At 60.5% G+C, this 24,870-nt stretch carries 24 protein-coding genes and 1 pseudogene; 10 read left to right on the plus strand and 15 right to left on the minus strand.

The window, feature by feature from the left end:
* Positions 1–26: 26 nt before the first annotated feature.
* Positions 27–779 carry a triose-phosphate isomerase gene (gene tpiA / locus ACM561_RS09615; protein WP_425904698.1) on the minus strand — a complete coding sequence of 251 codons (753 nt, stop codon included), beginning with the start codon at positions 777–779 and terminating at the stop codon, positions 27–29.
* Positions 780–1,034: 255 nt separating this feature from the next.
* On the opposite strand from tpiA, the gene ACM561_RS09620 reads away from it, so the two are divergent.
* The 3 genes from ACM561_RS09620 to trpC are packed head-to-tail and all read left to right on the plus strand — an operon-like array spanning position 1,035 to position 4,797.
* Complete coding sequence (locus ACM561_RS09620; protein ID WP_425904700.1) at positions 1,035–2,942, plus strand: SurA N-terminal domain-containing protein; 1,908 nt, start codon at positions 1,035–1,037, stop codon at positions 2,940–2,942.
* A gap of 36 nt (positions 2,943–2,978) precedes the next feature.
* Entirely contained in the window at positions 2,979–3,992 is a 1,014-nt protein-coding gene (gene trpD / locus ACM561_RS09625) for an anthranilate phosphoribosyltransferase (RefSeq protein WP_425904701.1), read from the plus strand.
* Positions 3,993–4,002: 10 nt separating this feature from the next.
* Positions 4,003–4,797: an indole-3-glycerol phosphate synthase TrpC gene (trpC, locus tag ACM561_RS09630; protein WP_425904702.1), complete on the plus strand. Its 795-nt coding sequence runs from the start codon at positions 4,003–4,005 to the stop codon at positions 4,795–4,797.
* 151 nt (positions 4,798–4,948) lie between these two features.
* Here the strand turns inward: trpC and ACM561_RS09635 are convergent, their stop codons facing one another.
* The 9 genes from ACM561_RS09635 to ACM561_RS09675 form a co-directional block, all read right to left on the minus strand.
* The gene (locus ACM561_RS09635; protein WP_425904704.1) at positions 4,949–6,619 is read right to left on the minus strand and encodes an arylsulfatase; all 1,671 of its coding nucleotides are present in this window, start codon (positions 6,617–6,619) and stop codon (positions 4,949–4,951) included.
* A gap of 84 nt (positions 6,620–6,703) precedes the next feature.
* Complete coding sequence (locus ACM561_RS09640; RefSeq protein WP_425904705.1) at positions 6,704–8,092, minus strand: BatD family protein; 1,389 nt, start codon at positions 8,090–8,092, stop codon at positions 6,704–6,706.
* Positions 8,089–9,624 (minus strand): VWA domain-containing protein, encoded by a 1,536-nt coding sequence (locus ACM561_RS09645; protein WP_425904707.1) that lies wholly within the window; start codon positions 9,622–9,624, stop codon positions 8,089–8,091. The genes ACM561_RS09640 and ACM561_RS09645 overlap by 4 nt, the downstream gene beginning before the upstream one ends.
* On the minus strand, positions 9,617–10,609 hold the full coding sequence (locus ACM561_RS09650; RefSeq protein ID WP_425904709.1) for a vWA domain-containing protein: 993 nt from the start codon (positions 10,607–10,609) through the stop codon (positions 9,617–9,619). The genes ACM561_RS09645 and ACM561_RS09650 overlap by 8 nt, the downstream gene beginning before the upstream one ends.
* On the minus strand, positions 10,602–11,081 hold the full coding sequence (locus ACM561_RS09655) for a DUF4381 domain-containing protein (RefSeq protein WP_425904711.1): 480 nt from the start codon (positions 11,079–11,081) through the stop codon (positions 10,602–10,604). Before ACM561_RS09655 ends, ACM561_RS09650 begins: the two co-directional genes overlap by 8 nt.
* Positions 11,074–12,063 (minus strand): DUF58 domain-containing protein, encoded by a 990-nt coding sequence (locus tag ACM561_RS09660; protein ID WP_425904712.1) that lies wholly within the window; start codon positions 12,061–12,063, stop codon positions 11,074–11,076. The genes ACM561_RS09655 and ACM561_RS09660 overlap by 8 nt, the downstream gene beginning before the upstream one ends.
* Before the next feature lie 10 nt (positions 12,064–12,073).
* Entirely contained in the window at positions 12,074–13,108 is a 1,035-nt protein-coding gene (locus ACM561_RS09665) for an AAA family ATPase (RefSeq protein ID WP_425904714.1), read from the minus strand.
* Between the two features lie 76 nt (positions 13,109–13,184).
* A complete protein-coding gene (locus ACM561_RS09670; protein WP_425904716.1) occupies positions 13,185–14,828 on the minus strand; it encodes an arylsulfatase in 1,644 nt (547 codons plus the stop codon).
* 96 nt (positions 14,829–14,924) lie between these two features.
* Positions 14,925–15,122: an SUMF1/EgtB/PvdO family nonheme iron enzyme gene (locus ACM561_RS09675; RefSeq protein WP_425909698.1), complete on the minus strand. Its 198-nt coding sequence runs from the start codon at positions 15,120–15,122 to the stop codon at positions 14,925–14,927.
* Positions 15,123–15,485: 363 nt separating this feature from the next.
* Here ACM561_RS09675 and ACM561_RS09680 point away from each other — a divergent pair, with 363 nt between their 5' ends.
* The 5 genes from ACM561_RS09680 to lexA all read left to right on the plus strand — a co-directional run bounded on the left by ACM561_RS09680 (position 15,486) and on the right by lexA (position 19,582).
* Positions 15,486–15,731, plus strand: coding sequence for a DUF3302 domain-containing protein (locus ACM561_RS09680; protein ID WP_425904718.1), 246 nt, complete (start codon positions 15,486–15,488; stop codon positions 15,729–15,731).
* On the plus strand, positions 15,728–16,669 hold the full coding sequence (locus ACM561_RS09685) for an HlyD family secretion protein (RefSeq protein WP_425904719.1): 942 nt from the start codon (positions 15,728–15,730) through the stop codon (positions 16,667–16,669). The genes ACM561_RS09680 and ACM561_RS09685 overlap by 4 nt, the downstream gene beginning before the upstream one ends.
* 76 nt (positions 16,670–16,745) lie before the next feature.
* Positions 16,746–17,276, plus strand: coding sequence for a cyclic pyranopterin monophosphate synthase MoaC (gene moaC, locus ACM561_RS09690; protein ID WP_425904720.1), 531 nt, complete (start codon positions 16,746–16,748; stop codon positions 17,274–17,276).
* A gap of 223 nt (positions 17,277–17,499) precedes the next feature.
* Complete coding sequence (gene glp, locus ACM561_RS09695) at positions 17,500–18,714, plus strand: gephyrin-like molybdotransferase Glp (protein ID WP_425904721.1); 1,215 nt, start codon at positions 17,500–17,502, stop codon at positions 18,712–18,714.
* Positions 18,715–18,877: 163 nt separating this feature from the next.
* Positions 18,878–19,582 (plus strand): transcriptional repressor LexA, encoded by a 705-nt coding sequence (lexA, locus tag ACM561_RS09700; RefSeq protein WP_425904723.1) that lies wholly within the window; start codon positions 18,878–18,880, stop codon positions 19,580–19,582.
* Positions 19,583–19,622: 40 nt separating this feature from the next.
* Here lexA and ACM561_RS09705 read toward each other — a convergent pair.
* A pseudogene (locus ACM561_RS09705) lies at positions 19,623–21,332 on the minus strand (ComEC/Rec2 family competence protein); the annotation flags it as partial.
* A 146-nt stretch (positions 21,333–21,478) separates the two neighbouring features.
* On the minus strand, positions 21,479–21,658 hold the full coding sequence (locus tag ACM561_RS09710) for a hypothetical protein (RefSeq protein WP_425904724.1): 180 nt from the start codon (positions 21,656–21,658) through the stop codon (positions 21,479–21,481).
* A gap of 310 nt (positions 21,659–21,968) precedes the next feature.
* Between ACM561_RS09710 and ACM561_RS09715 the strand changes: the two genes are divergently transcribed.
* Positions 21,969–22,439: a hypothetical protein gene (locus ACM561_RS09715; protein ID WP_425904726.1), complete on the plus strand. Its 471-nt coding sequence runs from the start codon at positions 21,969–21,971 to the stop codon at positions 22,437–22,439.
* A gap of 45 nt (positions 22,440–22,484) precedes the next feature.
* Here the strand turns inward: ACM561_RS09715 and ACM561_RS09720 are convergent, their stop codons facing one another.
* The 3 genes from ACM561_RS09720 to ACM561_RS09730 form a co-directional block, all read right to left on the minus strand.
* The gene (locus ACM561_RS09720) at positions 22,485–22,640 is read right to left on the minus strand and encodes a hypothetical protein (RefSeq protein ID WP_425904727.1); all 156 of its coding nucleotides are present in this window, start codon (positions 22,638–22,640) and stop codon (positions 22,485–22,487) included.
* Positions 22,641–22,704: 64 nt separating this feature from the next.
* Complete coding sequence (locus tag ACM561_RS09725; RefSeq protein ID WP_425904729.1) at positions 22,705–22,905, minus strand: cold-shock protein; 201 nt, start codon at positions 22,903–22,905, stop codon at positions 22,705–22,707.
* A 216-nt stretch (positions 22,906–23,121) separates the two neighbouring features.
* A complete protein-coding gene (locus ACM561_RS09730) occupies positions 23,122–23,673 on the minus strand; it encodes a hypothetical protein (RefSeq protein ID WP_425904730.1) in 552 nt (183 codons plus the stop codon).
* A 511-nt stretch (positions 23,674–24,184) separates the two neighbouring features.
* Between ACM561_RS09730 and ACM561_RS09735 the strand changes: the two genes are divergently transcribed.
* Positions 24,185–24,391, plus strand: a complete 207-nt coding sequence (locus ACM561_RS09735) for a hypothetical protein (protein ID WP_425904732.1) — start codon at positions 24,185–24,187, stop codon at positions 24,389–24,391.
* Positions 24,392–24,870: the final 479 nt, after the last annotated feature.

The following is a 24,870-nucleotide window of genomic DNA, read 5'->3' on the forward strand; positions in this document are numbered from 1 at the left end:
GTCGCTGGGCACCAAGAGATGAACGGTCAGGCAACGGCTTGGGCGATCCCAAGGAAATCTGCCGCCTTGAGGCTGGCGCCGCCAATCAACGCTCCGTTTACATTTGGAACCGCCAACAACTCCGCAGCGTTCGACGGCTTCACCGATCCGCCATAGAGGATACGAGTTTTCGCCCCCTCCACGCTAAACCGTTCCGCGAGCTGTTCGCGGATAAATCTATGGACCTCCTGAACATCTTCCGATGTCGGCGTACGTCCGGTGCCGATCGCCCATACCGGCTCGTAGGCCACGACGAGATTGGTGGCGGTCGCGCCGTCCGGCAGCGAACCCGTAAGCTGTTGTCCGACCACCTCAAGCGTCTGACCGGCATCACGCTGGTCCTGGGTTTCGCCGACGCAGACGATGGCGATCAACCCCGCCCGCCAGGCGGCTTCGGTTTTTTGTCGCACCAGAGCGTCGGTCTCTGTATGATCGGCGCGGCGCTCGGAATGGCCGACGATGACGGCGGTGGCGCCCGCATCCGCCAGCATCTCGGCGGAAATATCGCCCGTATGAGCGCCGGAGGTTTTGGGATGACAATCCTGACCGCCGATCCGCACCGGTGAGCCCTGGACCGCACCCACAAACGCCAATACCAGCGTCGCCGGCGGACAGATTAGCAGATCGGCTTTTTGCGCGGGGCCGTCCGCACCTGCGATCATCTGGCCGAGCTCGCTGGCCGAAGCCTTGAGGCCGTTCATCTTCCAGTTTCCAGCAATCAGCGGTCGCAGCCCGGTCATGGATCTCTCATGGATGATTTTGACGTTGCGCCACCTCGGTATACCGGCAATCCGACGCCGAGGTTGGCGGACCTTTGCTAGCAGAGGTTATCGGCCGGGGCCAGTCTCCGGTACCCGGTGCGGCTTATAGTCGAGGCGTTCCACTGAGGTTGCGACGGCGCGCTTGCCACTTTATGATGCGTTATCAACTCGGTGGCGCCCTGGCGCGGCTTCCGCTCAGGTGCGACCCGCTTCCCTCCTACAAAAGACGGACTCATGCTTCGAGGAATACGCAACGCCTCATCAAACTGGCTCGGCAAGGCCATCATGACGATCGTGATGGGCTTGTTGATCGTCGCCTTCGGCATCTGGGGCATCGCGGACATCTTTCATGGCTTCGGCCAGTCGTCGCTGGCTACGGTCGGCAGCACCGAGATTTCGACCGAGCAGTTTCGGCAAATCTACAACGACCGTCTGCAACAGATCGGACGCCAGTTCGGCCGCGCGCTGCCTCCCGATCAGGTCAAGGCCCTCGGCCTCGACCGTCAGATTTTGCAGCAAGTGATCGCGGAAGCCGCGCTCGATGAGGACGCCCGGCGCAAGGGCCTCGCTGTTTCGGATAAGGAAATCAGCCGCCAGATCATGACCGATCCCAACTTCAAGGGAGCTCATGACGCCTTCGATCCGGCGCGCTTCGCCGGCCTCATCCGACAGCTGGGGTATACCGAGCAACGCTTTGTTGCCGAGCAACGGCATACGACGCTGCGCCGCCAGATCGCCGGAACGGTGACGGCGGGAGTAGAACCTTCAACGAAGTTGCTGGAGGCGCTGAACCGCTTCCAGAACGAGCAGCGGACCATCGATTACGTCAAGCTCGGCGTGGCACAGGCCGGAAGCATCGATCCTCCCACGGCGGACCAATTGTCCGGTTATTTCAACGCCCACAAGGTGCAGTTCCGCGCGCCGGAATATCGCAAGATCGCGTTGGTGATGCTGACGCCCGAAGAGGTCGCCAAATGGACGGCGGTGTCCGACGACGACGCCAGAAAGGTCTATGAGGAACGCAAGAACAAGCTGTCCACGCCCGAACGGCGGCAACTCCGGCAGATCATGTTCCCCAACATTACAGACGCTCAGGCCGCACGGGAGAAGATCACCAGCGGCGCGTCATTCGACGATATCGCCAAGGAGCGCGGCCTTGCAGCGTCCGACATCGACCTTGGTACGATCCCGAGATCCGAGATCGTTGATCCCGCCATCGCCAACGCAGGGTTTGCGATGAAAACCGATGAAATCAGTCAGCCGATCCAGGGCAAATTCGGCGTCGCGCTGATCAAGGTCGGCCGCATCGAGCCAGGAAATCAGCCGACGTACGAAAGCGTTGCCGAAAAATTGAAGCACGACGTCGCGGTTGAACGCGCGCGCTCCGAGATCAACAACCTCCACAATAAGATGGAGGACGAGCGCGGCGGCGGCGCGACCGTTATCGAGGCCGCCAAGAAGCTTGGACTGACCGCGGTCACCATCGAGGCCGTCGATCGGTCCGGACGTGCACCGGACGGCAAACCCGTTACAGGGCTTCCGCAGGGAGCCGACCTGATCGCGCAGGCATTCGCCAGCGATGTCGGCGTCGACAACGAAACGCTGCAACTCGGTAATAATGGTTTCGTCTGGTTTGACCTTCTCGGCGTCACACCCTCGCGCGACCGCACCCTCGACGAGGTCAGGAACAAGATCGAGGCGGGGTGGCGCGACGAACAGATCAGCGGCCGTCTGCTGACCAAGGCCACGGACATGGTCCGCAAGCTCGACCAGGGCGGCAAGCTCGCCGACGAGGCAGCCGGACTCGGTCTCAAGGTCGAAAGCGCGAGTGCTATCAAACGGGACGCCACAACGGCCGAATTGCCTGCCGCCGTGGTCGCCGCCGCATTCCGCGTCGTCAAAGGCGGAGCCGGCCAGGCGCCGGGCGCGGGTCACGAGGAATGGATCGTTTTCCGCGTCACCGACGTGACAGTGCCACCGCTCGATCTTGCCTCCGATGAGATGAAGAAGCTGCGTGAGGGCATCCAGCGCAGCCTGTCGGATGAGTATGTCGGCCAGTACATCGTCAAGCTCGAAGGCGAGATTGGCACCACGATCAATCAGGCGGCCGTGGCGCAAATCATCGGCGCCAGCAACTTCTGACGGGACCGACGCGCTCCCGTATTCCGAAAGCATCCGATGGACGATCTCAAGGTTCTCATTGGAAAAGTCGCTACCGGCGCGACACTGACGCGTGAGGAAGCTGCATCAGCGTTCGACCGTATGATGTCCGGCGAAGCAACGCCCTCGCAAATGGGCGGGATTTTGATGGCGCTGCGCGTGCGCGGCGAAACCGTCGACGAAATCACCGGGGCGGTCTCGGCGATGCGATCGAAGATGCTGCGAGTCAAAGCGCCCACGGACGCGGTCGATGTGGTCGGCACCGGTGGCGACGGCTCAGGCTCAGTGAATGTCTCAACCTGCGCGTCGTTCATCGTCGCAGGTGCCGGCGTGCCCGTCGCCAAGCACGGCAACCGCGCGCTATCGTCTAAATCCGGAGCTGCCGACTGCCTCGCTGCGCTCGGCATCAAGATAGACCTCACCCCTGAACAGGTAGGCCGCTGCGTCAACGAGGCCGGCATCGGCTTCATGTTCGCGCCATCGCACCATCCGGCGATGAAGAATGTCGGCCCGACACGCGTCGAACTCGCAACCCGCACCATCTTCAATCTGCTGGGGCCACTGTCCAATCCCGCCGGCGTCAGGCGGCAGATGGTTGGCGTGTTCTCGCGGCAATGGGTGCAACCGCTGGCGCAGGTGCTGAAGAACCTCGGTTCCGAATCGGTATGGGTGGTTCACGGCTCGGACGGCTTGGATGAGATCACCCTCACCGGCCCAACATTTGTCGCCGCGCTCGAAAACGGCAATATCCGCTCGTTCGAGGTGACGCCGGAGGACGCGGGATTGTCCCGCGCGGGTGGCGATGCGCTGAAGGGTGGCGACGCCGAGGCGAACGCGGCGTCCTTGCGCAACGTGCTTGAAGGCAAGCCCGGCGCCTTCCGCGATGTCGCCCTGCTCAACGCGGCGGCGGCCCTGATCGTGGCAGGCAAGGCGAAGACCTTGAAGGACGGCGTCGCGCTCGGCACAAAATCGCTCGACGGCGGAGGCGCCATGAACAAGCTGAAGCAGCTGGTTGCGGTTTCCAACGGGTGAGGACGGTGGCGTGGCCGACATCCTGATCAGGATCGAAACCTATAAGCGCGAGGAGATTGCGAGCGCAAAGCGCGCACGTCCTCTCAGTGACGTCACGGCCGCCGCAAATGCCGCTTCGCCGCCGCGCGGCTTCGTCCAAGCCATCCGCAGCAAGCTCTCCAAGGGAGAATATGCCCTGATCGCCGAGGTCAAGAAGGCCTCGCCCTCGAAGGGCCTGATCCGCGCCGACTTCGATCCGCCCTCCCTCGCCCGAGCCTATGAGTCCGGCGGTGCCGCTTGCCTCTCCGTTCTCACCGATGCGCCATCATTTCAGGGCCATCTCGACTTCATGGTCGCCGCCCGCGCCGCAACGTCGCTGCCGGTGCTGCGCAAGGATTTCATGTTCGACACCTATCAGGTTGTCGAGGCGCGGGCGCATGGAGCGGACTGCATTCTGATCATCATGGCCGCGCTCGACGATGCTACAGCGACAGACATCGAGGCGGCCGCGCTCGATCTCGGCATGGATGTGCTGCTCGAAATTCATAACCGCGAGGAGTTGGATCGTGCGCTGAAGCTGCGTTCGCCGATGATCGGAGTCAACAATCGCAATCTGCGCACGTTTGAGACGATGCTCGAAACCAGCGAAGCGTTGGCGCCTCACATTCCGAAAGATCGGCTAATGGTGGGAGAAAGCGGTATCTTCACGCCGGACGACCTCGCGCGACTCGAACGGGTTGGTATCTCAACCTTCCTCGTCGGTGAAAGTCTGATGCGGCAAGCCGACGTCACCGCCGCAACCCGCACGCTGCTCAAGCATGCGTAGCCCTCGTCTTGCTTCCTTCTTCCCTTTTGTTAGCTGATTCCGGCACGCTATAGCTCCGTCCGGGTCAGGATGGCGGCGTTGCGCCACTCGGCACCATTTCATACCCGCGACGGACCGCGGTATCGCGGTCCGCCGCCAACCGTTACGCCGATCAGTTCTTGCTCGGACTACCTGTTGTCAGCTTCTCCATCACGTCGCCGACAGTGAAACTTGCCGCTTTGGCGCGTGGCGGAAACTCCTTGAAGCTCTCGATGTATCTTGCGACGATGCCCTGCGCCGGCACCTGTATAAAAACATGCCGCGCTAGCCAATCAGCGTAGTACATGCTGGTAGGTCCACGCTCGAATGGGTCGGAACGCAGATTGTAGAGCATGGGTGCTCGTAATTTAGTGAATTGACCCTGCCAAACGCCGACCGGATTCGCGGGGCTAACCTCAGTGTGTTGCTCCAGGAAGGCGATTTTCCATTCCTTGACTCGAAGCGCCATCAAGTCTCCATCGTCGCTCCAGTACAGGAACTCGGTCCGCGGCGATTCTTTCACCTCGCCTTTGAGGAATGGCAGCAGGTTGAAGCCGTCGAAATGGACCTTGAACTGCTTGCCGTTGAGCGTGGTACCTTTCTTCGTCCGCTCGACCAGGTCGGTGTCGCCGTTGGCCGCCGCGAAGGTCGGGATGAAATCCTCATGCGCGCAGATGTCGTTGATGACCCTGCCCGGCTGGATCACGCCGGGCCACTTGATCAGGCAGGGTACGCGGAAACCTCCCTCCCAATTCGTTGCCTTCTCGCCCTTGAACGGCGTGGTGCCCCCATCGGGCCAGGTGAAGACCTCCGCGCCATTGTCGGTGGAGTAGACGATGATGGTGTCGTTAGCGACGCCGAGGTCGTCGACGAGCTTCAGCAATTCGCCAACCATGCCGTCGTGCTCGACCATCCCGTCTGGATAGATGCCGAGGCCGGTCTTGCCCTGCGACGCCGCCTTCAGATGCGTGAAAATGTGCATCCGTGTCGAGTTGAAATAGCAGAACCACGGCTTGTCGGCCTTGTGCTGCCGGTTGATGAAATCCTTGGCGGCGTCAAGAAACTCCTGGTCTATCGTCTCCATGCGCTTGGTGTTGAGCGGGCCGGTATTCTCAATCTTGCCATCGGCGGTCGACTTGATGACGCCGCGCGGGCCGAACTTCTTCCGGAACTCCGGACTCTTGGGATAGTCAGGGTTCTCCGGCTCTTCCTCCGCATTGAGGTGATAGAGGTTGCCGAAAAACTCATCGAAGCCGTGCGCGGTCGGAAGATGCTCGTCGCGGTCGCCGAGGTGGTTCTTGCCGAATTGGCCGGTGGCGTAACCGTATGTTTTGAGAACGTCGGCAACGCTGGGATCGAGCGGCCCGAGGCCGAGCGTGGCGCCAGGCAGGCCAACCTTGGTGAGACCGGTACGAACCGGCGTCTGTCCCGTAATGAAGGCAGCGCGCCCGGCGGTGCAGCTCTGCTGGCCATACCAGTCGGTGAAAATGGCGCCTTCCTTGCCGATCCGGTCGATGTTGGGCGTGCGATAGCCCATAATGCCCATGTTGTAGGCGCTGACATTGAACCAGCCGATGTCGTCGCCCATGATGAACAGGATGTTTGGTTTCTTGCCACCGGCAGCCCCGTTTGACGGAGACGTCGGCTTCGTCCTGTGTGCCTGCGCCGTGGCTTCCGATGTCAGTGCCGCGGCTACGACCAGCGAGGACGAGCCAAGCAGCACGGCGCGGCGATTGAAGGTTGACGTGTTGTCAGGACCAGAGCCGGTAACGGCTTGACCTTTATTCTTTTCTTCCTTGCTCATTTGACACTTCCTAACGTGTGAAATGGAATGGTGATCGGATGAAAAAAGCTCGCGTTCGAGTTTGTGAGGTTGTGAGTGCTCCTATCATCTGGCCGGCTTGCGCCAAATCTTGGTCGGTGCTTCCGGAATGCCCATCGGATTGATGTGCTGAGGTAACTGCCGTTTCGCGCCGCGACTGGCCGCTTGCCTGCGCAATTTGCGGCGCGCGGCCCCAACCCGCCACAGCAAGCGGCGTGACGACCATTCACCGGCGTTGCGGTGCGACGCGAACAATTGCTGCTCGATCGATCCGATTTCGGAGTCGAGCACGGGATCGGCCGCCGCGGCCTTAAAAGCTTTGATCGTGCGATCTGACGCAACAGGTTCGAACCGCTGCAGCCAGTCAAGCATTGCAAAGTACACCGTGCGAGCATCGCCGCTGCCTGCTACGCGGCGAAGGCGACGGAACGACCAGGCTTCGGATTGCAGATAGGTCTTCCGCCGCTGCTGATACGCTGCCGTGATCGATCTTGCCGCGACCGGCGCGAACCAGGCGATCACGGCAAATGCGGTTGCAATCAGCACTGTCAGCAGCCAGTGCTCGGCAATACCGTTGCGAACGGCGGACCAATTCCATCGCGCGCGGGCTCCGTCGGAAATTGTCCCTTGCGTGGCCGGATTAGCAACGACTTGGTATGACATCGCGTCTAGGTGCGCCGTCTCCACTTTGCCGGCGCCGACATTCCACCATCCAATGTCGATTGCCGGTAAAATGAATTGACCCGCTTGTTGCAGCATATGCGTGACCTGATCGATACGGCGCGAGACAAGCACCCCGGTTCGGGAATCGTACTTATCCTGGAACTCCGGTTGTGCCGGATAAGCTTCGGCTCCAGGCGAGCGGACAAGAGGCAGAGGCGGCAACAGCATCGCCGGCGTGCCGTCGGATTCGATCGTAACGGTGCGGACAACGGAGTCGCCGACCTTGAGATGATCTGACGAAGGCTTGATCTCCTGGTGAACAACAAGCCGTTGGGCGGAGACGAATGGATCGAGCGCCTGTGCCTCATCGGGAATGACTGCCTGGAAAGACAAAGACGGAATGCGCACAACCGCCTCGCGCGATTCTGGAGGGTCGGCCGCGTAAGTAACTGTCATCGACCGCTCCGAAATGACGTAAGCGCCCGGCTCTTGCGGATAGAGCAGGAATTCGTACCGCACTCCGGCAAAGCTCACACCGTCTATCTGTTCCGACATGTTGATCGTCGACCCGTCATGCGTGACGGCATTGCGGATCTGGAATGCCGGCAGCACCGGCGGCTTTGTCATGTAGTTGGGCACCAGAACATCGAGGGTCAGCGTCGCGCTCTGACCGACGACGACCGTCGGGGGATCGAGCTTGGCGCGCACGATCGGCTCAGGAGCCACAGTTTGTTGCGCATCTGCGCCAGCGACAGACAGCGCAAACAGCGCGAATGCGGCCAGTGTTCTCATCGCGGCGAACTCCCGCCCGGCGTTGAGCCGCTGTTCGCCTGTATCGCGAACTTCAGTTTGAGGAAATCCGCCGGCGTCGTCTGCACCTGACGCATCCAGGCGTCGGCGGCGCCAGCCGTCGTCATGTCGTTCGGTGCAACTCTTATGCGTTTGCCACCCTTCTGTTTTTCGTCGACCTTGGTTTCATCGGGCTTGAGATCAGGCGGCGCGGCATCTTGTTGCTCATCCTTGCGTCGTTTTTCCTCGGCATCCTCAAAAGCCTTCCTGACGATAGCGAGGTTAGTCTTTGCCGCGACGTTGTCTGGCTGCTGCGCCAATACGTCGTCGTAGGCTTTGATCGCCTTCTCGTAGGCATGGTTTTGCGCCTCGGCATTGCCGAGTGCGAAACGGCCTTCGACCGTCTCGACCTTCCGGAAGGCCTCCGCGGCAGCCAGGAAATCATAGGCGCGATAGGCGGCGATGCCACGCCACATCGGATCGGCGAACAGTTTTGACGCGCTCGCATAGTCGCCGCGGTCGAAGGCAATGCGTCCCTGCTGATCCGGCGTCAACCAAAGGCTCGCAAAGCGTGACGGCGCTTCGGCGGGCTGCGCCTTGGCTGGGCGTCCATATAGCAGGAACAGCACCAAGACCCATTGCACCGTCATGCCCCGGCGAAACCAGAGCGCACCGAGCAGCGCTATCGGCCAAAGCAACCAAAATCCCTCGTCACGCCAGCGCGTTCCACTTTCTTCCGCCTGGGCGCTCTCGAATTGGGTGTCGATACGGCGCTCCAAAGCTTGGATGTCCGACTTGTCGACGGTGACTTCAACGTTGTCGACTGGGATACCAGCGGTGTCCTGCGGCGGCCTGACGCTAAGCATCACCACGCCGTTACGGCCTGCGGCCTTTCGCATTTCGCTTGCATCCGTGGTTCCGACGCCATCGGCCACCAAAAGAACAGTTCCCGCGACCGGTTCGCCTTGAAGAGACGTTGCGGCAAGTGCGAGAGCCGCGACTGGATTTTTACCCTGCACCGGCATCAAGCCGGGCGTCAGCGCCGCCAGAAACGGTTCGATGACGCGGCGATCATCGGTCAGCGGCATGACGAGATGCGCGCTGCCGGCGTAGGCGATGAGACCGGTGCGGGCGCTGCCTCGCGCGGCAAGCATGTCGAGGATCTTCTGCTTGGCACGCTCCAGCCGCATCGGAGCTACGTCGGACTGCCCCATCGATGCAAAGACATCCAGCGCGATCATCAATGGCGCTTTGTCCTCGACAAAAGGCGGCAACTCGCGCCGCCACGTCGGCCCGGCGAGCGCGACGACGCCCAGTCCTAGCGCCAGCGCGACAAGATAGGAGGGTTTGATATGCCACCGCCGCTGCGGCGTAACGATCATGTGCTTCAGCAGGCTGGGTGCAATGACGCCCCGCCATTGCAGATCGACACTGTCTCGCCGTGAAATAAGCGCCAGGATCAGCCCGGTTGGCACGAGCGCGAGCAGCCACCACGGCCGAAGGAAATGAAATGCCTCGACGGCCTGCTCAAACATCGCTAGGCGCTCCGAAAGTCAGGCCGCGCAGCAGCAATACCGTCCAAAGTCCGAGACCAAGCACCACGGCTGCACCGAGCGGCCACTGGAACAGCGGCAGCTTCGGCCTCCAGCTCTCGGTTTGCACCTTTACCGGCGCAAGCTTGTCGATGTCGGCATAAATCGCTTCGAGCTGCTCGCCGTTCTCGGCGCGGAAAAACCGTCCGCCCGTCGTGCTCGCCACTTCGCGGAGCGCCGGCAGATCGACGCGGTTTTCGCCAGAGGCTTCAGTATCTCCGACGCCGATCGTGTAGATCGTGAGCCCGCGCTGCTGGGCGATCTCAGCGGCATGCACAGGCGGCACGCGGCTTGCCGTATCGTTGCCGTCGGTGAGCAGGATCAGCACGCGCTGCTTCGTTTTGCTCGTATCGAATGTCTTGATTGCCAAGCCGATGGCGTCGCCGATGGCCGTCTGCTCGCCCGCCATGGCGACTGCGGTCTGATCTAACAGCATCTGGACAGTCTGCAGATCCTGCGTGAATGGCGCCTGCAAAAAAGCGCGCGTGCCGAACAAGATCAAGCCAATGCGATCGCCTTTACGGCGGGCAATAAAGTCGTGAACGACCTGCTTCACGCCATCGAGCCGCTGCAGCATCTTCTGGTCAAGCGCCTTGAAGTCGGGCTGACTCATCGAGCCGGAGATATCGATCGCCAACATCATGTCACGCGCCGCGATTTTATGCGTGATCGGATCGCCGACCCATTGAGGGCGCGCCAGCGCGGAAATCATCAACAGCCAAATGATGACGGCAACGATCATCTGCAGGGGCAAGCGCCGCAAGATCACCGCGCCTGGTTGCGGCTTCTGCCCGGTCGCCTCGGCGACACGGGCGAAAAACGGAATCTGGACCGATGCGCGGCGCTCCCGATAAGGCGGCAACAGCCACCAGACCAACAACGGCAGCGGCAAAAGGGCGAAGGCCCAAGGCCAGGCAAATTCAAGCATGGTGCGCCTTGATCCAGTGCCGGATAATACCGAAAAGCGCGCGGGGATCGTCGGCGATCGGCTGATAGGCTTCGCGCGCCAGCACTCGCCCCACACCCTCGGAAAAGTCTCGCGTGTCAGCGGTTCGGTCGAGAAACGTCAGCCATGCCTGGCCAGCCAGCGATGCGACCTGTCCCCGCGGAAAAGCAGCCAGCGCGGTGCGGCGGATCAGCGACGCCAAAGCGATGGACGTGCCAGCGGGATTCTCCGGATTCCACGTGCGTTCGATAGCCGCAAGTTCGGTCAGCGCCGCTCGACGATAACGGTTGCGATACCACCAGTAAGTCAGCCGCCACAAACCAAATAGAAGGCCGGCCGCGGCAACGGTCAGCGCAATCCGCAACGGCCATGTCTGGGGCCAAAGACTGATCGCCGGCGGCAACGGAATGTCGATCAGGCCGGCGACTGGATCGGATTGTGGAGAACTAGCCAAGGCTCGCCTCCGGAGATGGTGGATTTCCGCCTCGCCCGCCGCCGCCCGGCAAACGGCCCATCAGGCGGCGCAATTGAGGGGCGGTTTTTTCTGCAGCGCTCAGAGGCAACACCGGCACGCCGATCTCGCGCGTCCACGCGAACACGTTACGCAACCGTGCATCAGTCGCCTCCTGAATGCCTTTGCGTACACTTTCACGGCCGACCTCCAGCATGATTTGCAATTCGCCGTCGGTGACAGTCATGCGCGCCGATGAGGGCAGATCGCTTTGCAGCGGATCGTGGACCAGCAACGCGACCACGCTGTTGTGCTGCGCCATGCCGCCGACCAAACGCTTGGTCGTGTCGTCGGCACCATCGAAGTCACTGATGACAATGACGGTCGAGTCATGCATCGCGAGCCGCCGCGCTCGGTCGAGCGCACGGTTAATCATTGTCGGTGCGCCCGAAAGGCCGCGCCCGACGCCGAGCGCCTGGTTCTGCCCAACGATATGCCCTAGCAGTTCGAGTACGTTCCGGCGGCTTCGCTGCGGCCGCACCTCGGCAATGTCTGAGTCATTGAAAATGATGCCGCCAATGCGGTCACCCGCCGCGAGAATTCGCCAAGCGGCCAACGCCGCAGCCTGTGCGGCCGTCACTGACTTCATGGCGAAGCGGCTACCGAAGAACATTGATAGCCGCTGGTCGACCACGAGCAAGCCTTGGCGGTCGCGCTCTTCGTTGAACACGCGAACGTGGGGCTGCTGTAAACGCGCCGTCACCTTCCAGTCGATCGAGCGCACGTCGTCGCCGGGACGATAGTCTCTGATCTCCTCGAAGTTGAGCCCTCGTCCACGCATCCGCGAGGCGTATCGGCCCGACAACAGGCTGTGGACAGGTTGACGAGGAAGAAACGAGACCCGGCGGCCTCGTTGCTCCAGCGCGATCAACTCGCCGAGATCGACATAGACGCCGGGAACCGCCGCTGCGCTCGCTGCCGGCATCGCATGCTCCTCACACCGGCGCCACCAGCGACGCGATTTTGTCGATGGCCTGATCGGCGGTGACACCTTCGGATAAAGCCTCGTAGGTGAGGATCAACCGGTGCCGCAGACAGTCGTGCATCACCGCTCGGATATGATCGGGAGTCACAAACGATTGGCCGTCGAGCCACGCGCGCACCCGCGCGCAGCGGTCGAGCGCAAGGCTGCCCCGCGGACTCGCGCCGACCTGAATCCATTTGCTGAGCGGCTCCTTGTAGCGCGACGGAAACCGCGTGGCGAAGACGATGTCGACCATGTAGCACTGCGCAGCATCCGACACGAAAACACCGTCGATCTCGCGCCGCGCGTCGAAGACTGCCTGCTGCGGCACCGCGGCAGGCTCCGCCGCTTTTTCCTTTGACGCTTGCGCGACTTCCTCGCGATTGAGCTTGATGATCGCGCCCTCGACGTCCTCTTCTGGATAGGTGATGACGACGTGCATCAAGAACCGGTCGAGCTGCGCTTCCGGCAGCGGATAGGTGCCTTCCTGCTCAATCGGGTTCTCGGTCGCGAGTACCATGAACAGCTCGGGCATCTTGTAGGTCTTGCCGGCGACGGTGACCTGCCGCTCCTCCATCGCTTCGAGAAGCGCCGACTGCACCTTGGCAGGCGCTCGGTTGATCTCGTCGGCCAGCACGAGGTTGGCGAAGATCGGTCCCTTCTGAAACTGGAACTGCCCGCCCTTGTCGGTCTGCGCGTAAATCTCCGCGCCGGTGATATCGGACGGGAGCAGGTCCGGCGTGAACTGCACACGCGACAGATCAGCAGCGAGATTCTTGGCCAAGGACTTCACCGCGCGCGTCTTTGCGAGGCCGGGCAGGCTCTCGATCAAAAGATTGCCGTTGCCGAGTAACCCGATCAACATGCTTTCGATCAGATGATCCTGGCCGAGGACGGATTTACCGATGCGCACCTTCAGGTCGAGGATGGCGTCACGGGCAGCGGATGAGCCCACTTTTACGGGCGCCGCCCCGGTGGGAGGGCTCACTACGCTCGCATCAGCCATCGGTTTGCTCCCCTTCGACAAATAACGTGCATGCTGGCCGGCATCACTGCCCGGCCAGCATGTGGTATTTCGGCCCTCAGCGTGTCTTAACACTCTCCAGATCTTTGAGCCGCTTCATCGCGTCCTGCTGGCGTAGCAACGCATAGTTGATACCACCTGCATTGAGTGAGTTGCCTGTCTGGTACGGATACTGATCGAAGTCGCTGAAGAACTCCTTGACCTTCCCCTGAATAGGTACGAGCAGCCAGATGTTGCGCGCAAGGAATTCGATGGCGCCACCTCCTTCTTCAAGCCCCCTCTCGTAGGGATCCATTCGCAGGTTGGTGATTAACGCCCATGCTGATGTCTCGCGAACGCCTGTCGCGATGTTACCTTTCGCTGTCGCAAAGCTCAGCTTCCAATCACTCCAACGGATCGCATTCAGGTTGCCGACTTGGTCGAAGTAGTAGATCGTGTCGCGCGGCGGCTCCTTCGTTTCTCCCTTGAGGAACGGCAGGAAGTTGTAGCCGTCGAGATGAACCTTGAAGGTCTTGTTGCCGGCGTGGAATCCGGTCTTCATCCGCTCCTTGAGATCGGGAATACCCGCCGCTGCAGCGAGCGTCGGCATCCAGTCGATCAGCGAAATGGGCTCGTTGATTTGCGTGCCGGGCTTCACAACGCCAGGCCAGCGAACCATCATTGGAATGCGCATGCCGCCTTCCCATGTCGTGCCTTTCTCGCTCTTGAACGGCGTCATCGCGCCATCCGGCCACAGCGCAATTTCGGCGCCGTTGTCGGTCGTGTAGAGCACGATGGTGTTGTCGGCGATGCCGAGGTCGTCGAGTTGCTTGAGCAGTTCTCCCACCATCCCGTCATGCTCGACCATGCCGTCGGCATGAATGCCTTTGCCGGTCTTGCCCAGGGACTCCTTTTTAAGATGGGTGAAGACGTGCATGCGCGTTGAATTGAACCACACAAAGAACGGCCGGTTGGCGCGCGCCTGACGGCCGATGAAATCCTTGGCAGCGCCCAGGAACTCCTCGTCCACCGTCGGCATGCGCGCGACGTTCAGCGGGCCAGTGTCCTCGATCTTGCCGTCCGCCGAAGATTTGATGACGCCACGGGGACCGTACTTTTTCCGGAATTCAGCATCCTTCGGATAGAAGTAGCCCTCCGGCTCCTCTTCGGCGTTGAGGTGGTAGAGGTTTCCGAAGAACTCGTCGAATCCGTGCTTGGTCGGCAAGTGCTCGTCACGGTCACCGAGATGGTTCTTGCCGAACTGGCCGGTCGCATAACCCTGCGTCTTCATGACGTCGGCAATGGTCGGCATCCAGTCCTGAATGCCGTGCGGGTCGCCCGGCATGCCGATGGTCAAAAGGCCGGTGCGGAACGGCTCCTGTCCGAGAATGAACGAGGCTCGCCCCGCGGTGCAGCTTTGCTGTCCATAAGCATCGGTAAAGATCGCGCCTTCATTCGCAATGCGGTCGATGTTCGGTGTACGATAGCCCATCATGCCCATGGTATAGGCGCTGATCTGTGGAACGCCGATGTCGTCGCCGAAGATCACGAGGATGTTCGGCTTGCGGCCGGCCACCGGCGCTGCGGGATGCCGCTGCGCCTGCGCGAGGTGCGTGGACGCAGTAGCGCCGAGCGCCGCCGCTGCGAGCGACGTGCTGGCGAGCAAAAGCTTGCGACGATCCAGAGTGCCAATCTTCGATGTGTTCTGATGGTCCTTGCTCATCTTGTCCTCTCTTGAGTACCTTTGGATGAACTTTTCAACAGCCGGCAATACGGCCGACCAATCTATTGACGCGCTATTTCCACGCTCACCATCTTGCTAACTGGCCGATAATCGGCAGCCACCTCCAACCGTCACTTTGTGACCGGTCGCTCTCACAAACTCTCTGAAGTGCCGATTGGTGACAGCAGTACGGTCCATCCAGAAAGCGCCGATGGTAACCGGTGCGCCGCCGCCTCTTTCGGATAATGCTTGTCTGATCCAATGCGGGAAGGTACCGCCGGAAATTAACATCATGCGGCTGTCACGAACCGCATTGCGAAGCGCGATATTGCTCACGTTCAGCACGGAACACACCCACTGGCAATTAACGGGGCATCAGCGCATTTTTGTAACAGGCGTCTAAAATTAGAACCCTCAGTATCCGGAACAACATTAATCCTCAGAACCGCCAGCCGTCCATACCTTTCGCAATCAATGCTGCGGCTCGTATGGATTTTCGTTTGTCCGGCCGACGAACATCAAACCTTATTAGCAACGGCTGCGCACATAGTTGGAGACAAGGCAAAACGTGCGTATAGTCGTCTTCGCCACATAAGCCACATAAAAAAGGGCGGGCAGCAAATTGCACCGCCTGGCTAGTTGCGAGGTAGCCGACCGATGAGCGCTCTCGATTATTTCGCCTGGGTCGTCCTCGTTGTCCTCGTAGCCAGCACCGCATTCGTCGTCATCTTCATGGCGATGCTGCCGGGCATGATCGCCAAGCGCCGCAATCATCCCTGGGTCCAGGCCGTCACGGTGGCTGGCTGGATTACGCTCTTCCTCGGCTTCGCCCTGTGGCCGGTCGCCCTGATCTGGGCCTATGTCGATGTCCCCGCGCCGCGCAGGACAGAGGTGGTGTCGTGATCGTTGTTCTGCTCAACGTCTATCTCGTCATCCTCTTCATCCTGGTGAAGCTAAAGATCGTTTCCTTCAATCTTTTTTGGAAAGTTTCACCTGTCATCGTGTTGTTGCTGCTCCTGGTCGGGCTCTTTATCCCAATGGGATGGGGCGCACCGCAGGGCCCGGCCCTAGTGGTGCGCAATTCTGTTCAAATCGTCTCCAACGTAACGGGCGAAGTGTCCGAGGTACCGGTTCAAGCCAACACGGCGCTAAAGGCTGGCGACATACTTTTCAAAATTGATCCGACGCCCTACCGCGCGACCGTTGACGCGCTGACGGCGCAGCTAAAATTCGCTCAACTGCGACTGTCACAGATGACGCAGTTGTATGAGCGTGCCGCGGGACGCCACTTCGACGTTGAGCAACGGCAATCCGAGGTTGATCAACTGAGAGGACAACTAGAGGGAGCCCAGTGGAATCTAGACAAAACGACCATTCGCGCGCCGACCGATGGTTATGTAACCAATGTTGCGCTGCGGAAGGGTGCGCGAGTGGCCAATCTACCGCTGGCTCCGGTGATGGCATTCATAGACACATCCGACACTCTAGTCGGTGTCGAACTGGCACAAAATGACGCGCGATATGTAGCGCCCGGACAGGAGGTCGAAGTTACGTTCAAGTTTCTGCCGGGCCAAATTTTCCCCGCGAGGGTCGAAAGCGTCCTTCAGGCGATCGCCACCGGCCAGGTACAAACATCGGGCCTCGCCGTCCAGCCAAAGCAGATTGAAGCGGCTCCCTTCGTCGTGCGCGTTAAGCTTGATGACGCTAGGCTTGCAGCGAGCCTTCCCGCCGGCACCACCGGCACAGCCGCCATCTTCACTGATCGCGTAAAGCCAGCCCATATCATTCGCAAAGTTCTGCTGCGACAAACGGCGATTATGAACTACATATTGCCGTTCTAGGCATCACGAAACTCACGCAGGCGTCTAGCCTCTCCCTTGTGAGTGAGGGAAGAAAACAGCTCAGGATTTGATTGATATGGCAGACAAGAAAAACAAGACCGCCGGGAAACACAAACCCGCCCTCACCCACATCGACGTCAAAGGCGAGGCGCGGATGGTCGATGTCTCGGCAAAGCCCGCAACCGAGCGTGTCGCCGTCGCCGAGGGTCAGGTCGTCATGACCAAGGCGACGCTCGACTTGATTGAAAGCGGCAACGCCAAGAAGGGCGACGTGCTTGGCACCGCGCGCATCGCCGGCATCATGGCGGCCAAGCGCACTTCGGATTTGATCCCACTCTGCCATCCCCTGGCGCTATCGAAGGTCACACTCGATATCGAGGCCGACAAGAAAATTCCGGGCTGCCGCGTCCGCGCAAGCGTCAAAGTCTCCGGCCCGACCGGAGTAGAGATGGAAGCCCTCACGGCGGTATCCGTCGCCTGCCTGACGATCTACGACATGATCAAGGCCGTGGAACGCGGCGTTCGGATCGAGGGCATTCACCTCGTCGAGAAAAAGGGTGGCAAGTCTGGCCACTATCTTGTGACGGATACCGCCTCAGAACCATAGCCGCCGCGCGAACGCGTCGTTAAGCGGCATTTTGGCTCTTAGTACCGTTGTATGCGAGCCGCGAGTTCGGTAGATGTTTGACGCGTCCGCCAGGCGCATCGCGCCTAGCGCGTATTCCGCAAAATGGATACCGGTTTTTCGATCGGAATACGCGCAAGTTATTGATTGAGGGGATTTTCTTACGGCTGATCGCACGGCCGGAAAATGCTCTAGGAGAATGGCCATGCCCCTGATGACGGTAGCCGACGCCCTTGCGGCCGTTCTTGCCGGAGTCGAACCGCTCCCGGAGGAACCCGTGGCTCTCGAAGCCGCGCATCGCCGGGTGTTGGCGCGCGATCTCCCCTCGCGCCGGACTCAGCCGCCGGTCGCAATGTCGGCGATGGACGGCTATGCAGTGCGCGCAGCGGACATTGCGACAATTCCAGCACGGCTACAGGTGATCGGTGAGATCGCCGCGGGACGACCGCTCGAGCGCGCGCTGCAAACTGGCGAGGCCTTGCGGATTTTCACCGGCGGCGTAGTGCCGGACAGCGCCGATACAGTCGTGATCCAGGAAGACACCGAACGCGACGGCAACCACGTCATCGTCAAGGAAGCCACTGCTCCCGGAAAGAACATTCGTCCTGCCGGCGTGGACTTTCGTGAGGGCGACGTCCTGATCCGGGCCAGCAGCCATCTCACCGACCGCCATCTTTCCCTTGCTGCCGGCATGAACTATCCAGACCTGCCGGTGCATCGCCGTCCCACAATAGCGATGCTCGCCACGGGCGACGAACTGGTCTTGCCGGGCGCGACGCCCGGTCCGGGCCAGATCATCCTATCCAATGGTTATGCGCTTCGCGCACTCGCCCGAGGCGAAGGCGCCGAGGCGATCGACCTCGGTATCGCCGCCGACACAATGGATGCCACAACCGCCGCGATCCGCCGCGCCCGCGAGAGTGGCGCCGACATTCTGGTTACGACCGGCGGCGCGTCGGTCGGCGACCATGACTTCGTCAAGCGTGCGCTGGAGGCGGAAGGCGTGGAGATTGCGTTCTGGCGGATCGCACTGCGGCCTGGCAAGCCGATGATGCACGGACGTCTAGGCCCGATGCGGGTGATCGGCCTCCCCGGCAATCCCGTCTCGTCCTACATCTGCGCGTTTCTGTTCATGGTACCGCTGATTCGTGCGCTATCGGGGCGTGAAGATGTGCACCACTGCATCGAACCGGCGCTGCTCGGAAGCGATGTTAGCGCCAATCAAGCTAGGCAGGATTATCTGCGCGCCCGGCTCACGCCCTCGACGGACGGCCTGCCGATCGCGACGCCGATCGGGCATCAGGACAGCTCGCTGATGGGGAAACTCGCTGCGGCAGAGGCTCTCGTAATCCGCACGCCATTTGCGCCGGCTGCAAGCAAAGGCGAGCCCTGCGCCATCATTAAGCTTTCGCTGTCATAAAACGTCGCTTTGTTGACCTTAAATTAAAGGGTTGCGGAACACATATCGAACATATAGTGTATGTTCATGATTTGTTTCGAGGTTCGTGCTGCGGGGTTATAAGGGCTGCAGGCCCGATGTCCCCTAGTTGGCAGGAATCCCATCAACCAGGGACTGGGTCGGGATGCTCACGCGCAAACAGTATGAACTCCTGCGTTTTATCAACGAACGGCTGAAAGAATCCGGCGTGCCGCCCTCGTTCGATGAAATGAAGGACGCGCTCGACCTGCGCTCGAAGTCCGGCATCCATCGCCTGATTACCGCGCTGGAAGAACGAGGATTCATCCGCCGTCTGCCCAACCGCGCCCGCGCCATCGAAGTTATCAAGCTGCCCGAACTCGCCGCCAGCGGCGGCGGCCGTCGCGGTTTCACACCGAGCGTCATCGAAGGCAATCTGGGCAAAGTCCGCCGCAGCAGCGGCGGCACTGTCGTCGACGATGCGGAACGTCCGGTCGCCGTTCCGGTGATGGGACGGATTGCAGCCGGCACGCCGATCGAAGCGTTGCAGACCTGCAGCCACACCGTCAGCGTGCCGCCCGACATGCTTGGTACCGGCGAACACTACGCGCTTGAGGTACGCGGCGATTCCATGGTCGATGCCGGAATTCTCGATGGCGATCTTGCGTTGATCCAGCGGAACCAGACCGCTGATACCGGCGACATCGTCGTTGCGCTGATCGACGACGAGGAGGCGACGTTGAAACGCTTCCGCCGTCGCGGCGCTTCGATCGCGCTGGAGCCGGCGAACACGGCTTACGAAGTTCGCATACTTCCGCCCAATCGGGTCCAGATCCAGGGCAGACTGATCGGCATTTACCGCAAGTATTGATTTCATCAGGAGCGAAAAACTCCGACCGTGGACGAACCGTTCAATCGTCCGGCTGGAGATCCTCGGGCGCCGGCGTGGCGTCGGCCGGGGGCTCTGGTTTTGATTGCAGCTGTGCCGACAGTTCATCGACGGCAGCGGATGACCAGGGACGATCGACGCCGACAGGACGTACGGCATCAACAGCAAAGTCGGATCTTGAAGCACCAGATCTTGAAGCACTTGGAGTTCGCCACAAGGCAAGAGCGCCTTCACGCCGCAGCCTGTTTTGATCGATCACTTGCGCAGGGCACCCCTCCGGAGCCTGCCACGGCGTCAACATGAGCTCGGCCCGAGCGCAATCATCCTGCATCGCCTCCGGACGCCGCGTAAGCGCGACAAGTCCACCTCCACTCATCTTGACCACGCAGCCCTCATCGTCGCATGAGACGCCCTCCGCCAACGTAGGGTCGGCAGACCCACGCCCATCCCCGTCGGCGGCGAGCCATTCCCTGACCGTGAAAGGGTCCTTACTCGTGCTGATGAGACGCAGCCGGCCGTCCCCGCCCCTCACGGCGACGTTGCGGCCTTCCGCGGAGATCAAGATATCCGGCGGCGTCACCGCAAGTGACCACATGATCGCCAGCCCGACCACAGCTGCGCCGCTCCAGCGCAGCCGCGTTCTCAACAGTCCCAGCAGAATGATGCCCGCAGTCGCCGCGAGCAGCGGCCCCGTTCCAAAAGCAGCCGTATGACCGACGGCGCCCGGAAGCGCCGCTACCCATTGAGCCACAGCGACCATCCATTCGATGCCAAAGTCCATCAGCCGCCAGAACACGCCGTCGAAGCCAAACGGCATGGCCGCAAGTCCGAGAAGCCCGGCCGGCATCACCAGCGCCGAGATCACCGGCATCGCCAGCAGGTTCGCAACCATGCCGTATGGCGTCACCCGATGGAAATGGAACGCGACATACGGCGTGGTCGCGAGTCCGGCCACGAGTGACGCCAGCGCCAGCATAGCGATTTCGCGTCCACCCCACAGAGCGGCCCTCGCCGTCGGCGAGTGATCGGGGGTTGCAAGCATCTTCGGCATCCCGACCTGAACCAGCGCCACCAACCCGAGCGTCGCCGCGAACGACATTTGAAAGCTCGGGTGGATCAATGACTCCGGTGCGATCACAAGCACGATCATCGCAGCGACCGCGAGTGTGCGAAACGTAATGGCGCGCCTGTCCACCATTATCGCAATCAGCACCACCGCCGTCATAAAGAACGAGCGTTGGGTCGCGACCTCGGCGCCCGACAGCAGAAGATAAAAAGCGGCTGCTACGAGCGCCGCTGCCGCCGACCACTTCTTAATCGGGAACGTCGCCGTCAGCGCCGGGACAAGCGCCAATAGCGCACGCACCGCGAAGAAGACCACGCCAGCGACGACGGCCATGTGATAGCCGGAAATCGAAAGCACATGGCCCAGCCCCGAAATGAACATCGCCTCATTCACCGGCGCCGTGATGGCGTCGCGCCGTCCGGTCAGGAGCGCGGTGGCAATGGCTCGCGAGTCGTCACTGAGAACAAGACGGATACGGGCGTCGATGGCGTCGCGCAGTTCCTGCATCAGCGCGGCATAGCGCAACGCGAGCCCACCACCATGCGGAGAGCTCACGGTCTTGATGGCGCCCATGACGAAGCCGGACGCGCCAATGCCATGGAAATACATATCGCGGGCGAAGTCATAGCTTCCGGGCCGCACAGGCGTAAGCGGCGGCTGCAGCCGCACGAATACAATATAACTTATTGAAATACTTATATTATAAAAATGCCAGTCTTAAACCCCACAAGACTACCCACAATAGCGCTAGGAGCCTACAGCTTACGCGGCGGCGTTCGAAGCACAGGATTCTTCGCGGGACGAACGGCTGCCTATCGCGATGCGATTTTGATAATCCACTTTTTCGGCGTGCTCGACACATCCTCCAGGACGGAGTGAACAATTCCAGCCACGGTCAGGCCGGACAGGGTCACGCTCGCTTGCCTTCCGCTGAGCTGGGCAAAGCGAAAACGCCTTGCTTCAATGAATTCTGTTGTTTCGAACGTCTGCATGAATTGCTCCGGTATCGCGGCAAGACGCGCGAGACATAGCGGACAAGCGTTAAAGAGATTCAAAACGAAAATCGCTCGCCGAGAGACCAGCGGGGACCGTCCGATGGAAAAGCATTGCACGCGTGGCTCCCGGGGACTGGGCCGCTACCGCGGCTTTCAGATTTAGCGCGCTCCAAAATTTCCTGCGCGTGAGCGGCTTGGGATAACCCTGTGCACAGCCTGTGGAAAACTGCCTAAATTACGACTAATTTTATCAGCTAAGCTGCTGTTATTGTGTCTTTTTATTTTCATTTGTTGCGTGGTGCTCAAAATGAAAAGATTTCAATTGCTTGTTCTCGCGGCTTCCATAGTCGGAATTTCGCCACCTGCATTCTTCTTATCGGCAATGCCTGCGCAGGCAACCCAATGCGTTACAGAACGACCGCCAAACGCGCGATCGCATTGGTCCTATCGGCTCATAGACAGCCGAAAATGCTGGTATGCGGGCAAACCGATGTTGTCGAAATCAATGTTGTACTGGTCGCCGACCCGAACGACACAAGCGCGCAAAACGGAATGCGGTGGTCTGTCCGAAGCCGCTCAGCTTAGGGTTTTGACCGACGAGAATACAAAGCTGAAGAAACTGCTGGCCGACGCGCAATCCTACCGAAAACCAAACGGGCTTCCAGCAAATTACACTCTCCTGGACGCACAGGCTTCAATGCAGGACGATTCTTTAATTCAGGACGAATCCTTCGAGGCGCTTTGGCGCGTACGCTTCCTAGAAGCGATCGAAAAATAGCAATCGTTAAGCCGCCGGCGAACCGGCGGGCCTGACGCAAAGACATCAACCCGATTTGTTCAGCTTCTTGATCTTCGCGTCGGTGGCTTCGATCGACGCGGCGAGTTCCAAGATTGCCTTGGACAAAAGCTCTGCCGCCTCTTTGTGATCCTGCGATCGCGCTGCACGAAGCGCGTAGTTTTTGGCTGAAGACAGCGACATCGGTCTTTCCTTACCGGCAAGCCTGAGGGCAAATAGGGCCGCCGGCGTGACCGGCGGTCTTTCTTCAAACGCGCAGGTTCTCTGCCGATTCCTTGCCGCGGTTCGCGACAACTTCATAGCTGACCTTCTGACCCTCGTTGAGGTTCGAAAGCCCAGCCTTCTCGACGGCCGAGATATGAACAAACACGTCCTTGCCACCGTCGTCGGGCTGAATGAATCCAAAACCCTTTTGCCCGTTGAACCACTTCACTGTGCCTGTAGCCACGTAAGTATCTCCACAACGATTTAAGAACCCAGATCACAAACCAGGCATGACCGACTGGCCTGCGTGGACGGCGCTAGAAGGCGGACCCGTCCGGCAACCATAACTCCAATTGCTCGATCTGGTTCCCGGAGCTCGCCCAGGCGAGGAATGCAAGGAAAACCCGCCGGCGGACCGGCGGGCTTTCGACTCGGTCGGGATCACGTCATCGGGGATCGGCTATGCGCTCGCTCGTTCGACCTCCGCCTGATCGGCCCATTTATCGACCTTGTGTGTGAGCCAGTTCGGGCCGCGATCGCCGAGGTGTGCATAGGTCTCGACGATCGGCCGGATTGGCTCATAATCTTTGCCAAGGTCAGCGACCATCACGTCCGCGGCCGATTTCACAAGTCGCCTGATCCGGTCGACATAGTCATTGAGACAGGGTTCGCTCTCGCCGGCCTGACAGCCCTCCAGCGTGTCCGCTAATGAGCGGAGTTCGTGCATGGCCCACGCTATCTGGATCACCGCACCTGGCATCGAGGAAGCAACCGTGTACGTGCCGACAAGCTCCAGCGAGCTCCGCCATTCGGTTAGCTGGGTGCATCGCTCGCTAAGAATCATGCCGTCGGAAATCTGGGCATTGGACTTTTCGACTTCCGCGCCTGCGTGAGCATCCCAGAGGCGCTGAATATCACGGGCTATGGCAACGACGGGGTCGTCTGAAGTCGTCTGTGAGTGGCCTCTGTGAGGTGCTGCGGAGGGTTTCGTGGTATGTCGTGAATCAGCCATGGCGAAGAAGCCCTTTTCTCGCTGGGGTTAGAGCCGGGTGCAAGGTAGCCGCCTTGCCCCGGCTTGCATATTCTGGTATCAGTTTTTATGGCAAAGTCAACAAAAACTGGTAGCAGTAAAAAGAAGCGCGGTAGACCTGCACTGTATGAGGGCAGCGAGGGCAAGGGGGCGCCACAGATTGGGCTTCGCCTGCCACCTGGTGAATTGGCCGCCATCGATGCATGGATCAAGAAGCAGTCGGACACTCTAAGCAGACCGATAGCCATCCGCCGCCTCGTCGAGATCGGGCTGAAGGCAAAGGGCCCCAAATAACGGGAGTGCGGCCGCCATGGATGACTACACATTCACCGTTGAGAAAGACGAAGTCGGCCTAGTTACTGCGTCATTGTGCAGTGGCTGGATGGTCGTCGGGAATGCGTGACTGGCTTTGGTGACCAGCATCAGGCCGAGCAATGGATCCAACTTGAAGCTCCCGGATGGCTGCTCGACACCCTGAAGAAGGGCAAATGAAATGAAGGCCCCTTATAAATTCGAACGTGCTGAGCCGGTTTCGAAAGAGGAGAAGAAAGCTCGTAAAGAGCTTCGGGCAGCCGATGCGAGAGTGGCAATGGCTGAGCATGAGAAGGCAACCGAGGCGTTCGCCAAAAACCGCGAGCGTCTTAAAGCCGAGCGGCTGGCCCGTGAGGCTGGTGCCACCACGCCGCCGAAGCGAGACTGAAAGGCGGTTAGGAATGCTCTTGCGCGCCCACGCATTGTTCGGCTGGGACGGGATTACCGCACCTTTCGTCCCGAACCCGAATTGGCCCGCTGTTCCTCCAACTCCGGCGGGCCTTTTTGAGCGCGTTGGGTGATGTCCTCCATCTCGCCATGTTCAGCGGGCTTTTTGCACACAGTTTGGTCTGACTGGAGCCATTTCCCGTAGGCATTAACCCCGCCCAGGACGGCTGAGCAGCCCGTCTGCACTCCAATGGGTGACTTGATCCGCCGGGAAACTGGCGGGTCTTTTTTGTGCCGGCCAAAGATTCGCAAGGAACGCCCTTCCCGTCCGTGCGTTGTCCAGGAGACGGAGAAACGCCCCCCACGTTCCTTCGTTCAACCCCCTGCAGCCCGTCGGCGCGCCCCTCGCCGGCGGGCTCGCGCTTTCCAAGACACTCCGCCTCTCTCGGCCTTACGTAACTAGCCGAATCTTACGTAGCC

Source organism: Nitrobacter sp. TKz-YC02 (assembly GCF_049852135.1).
Taxonomy (GTDB): Bacteria; Pseudomonadota; Alphaproteobacteria; order Rhizobiales; family Xanthobacteraceae; genus Nitrobacter; species Nitrobacter vulgaris.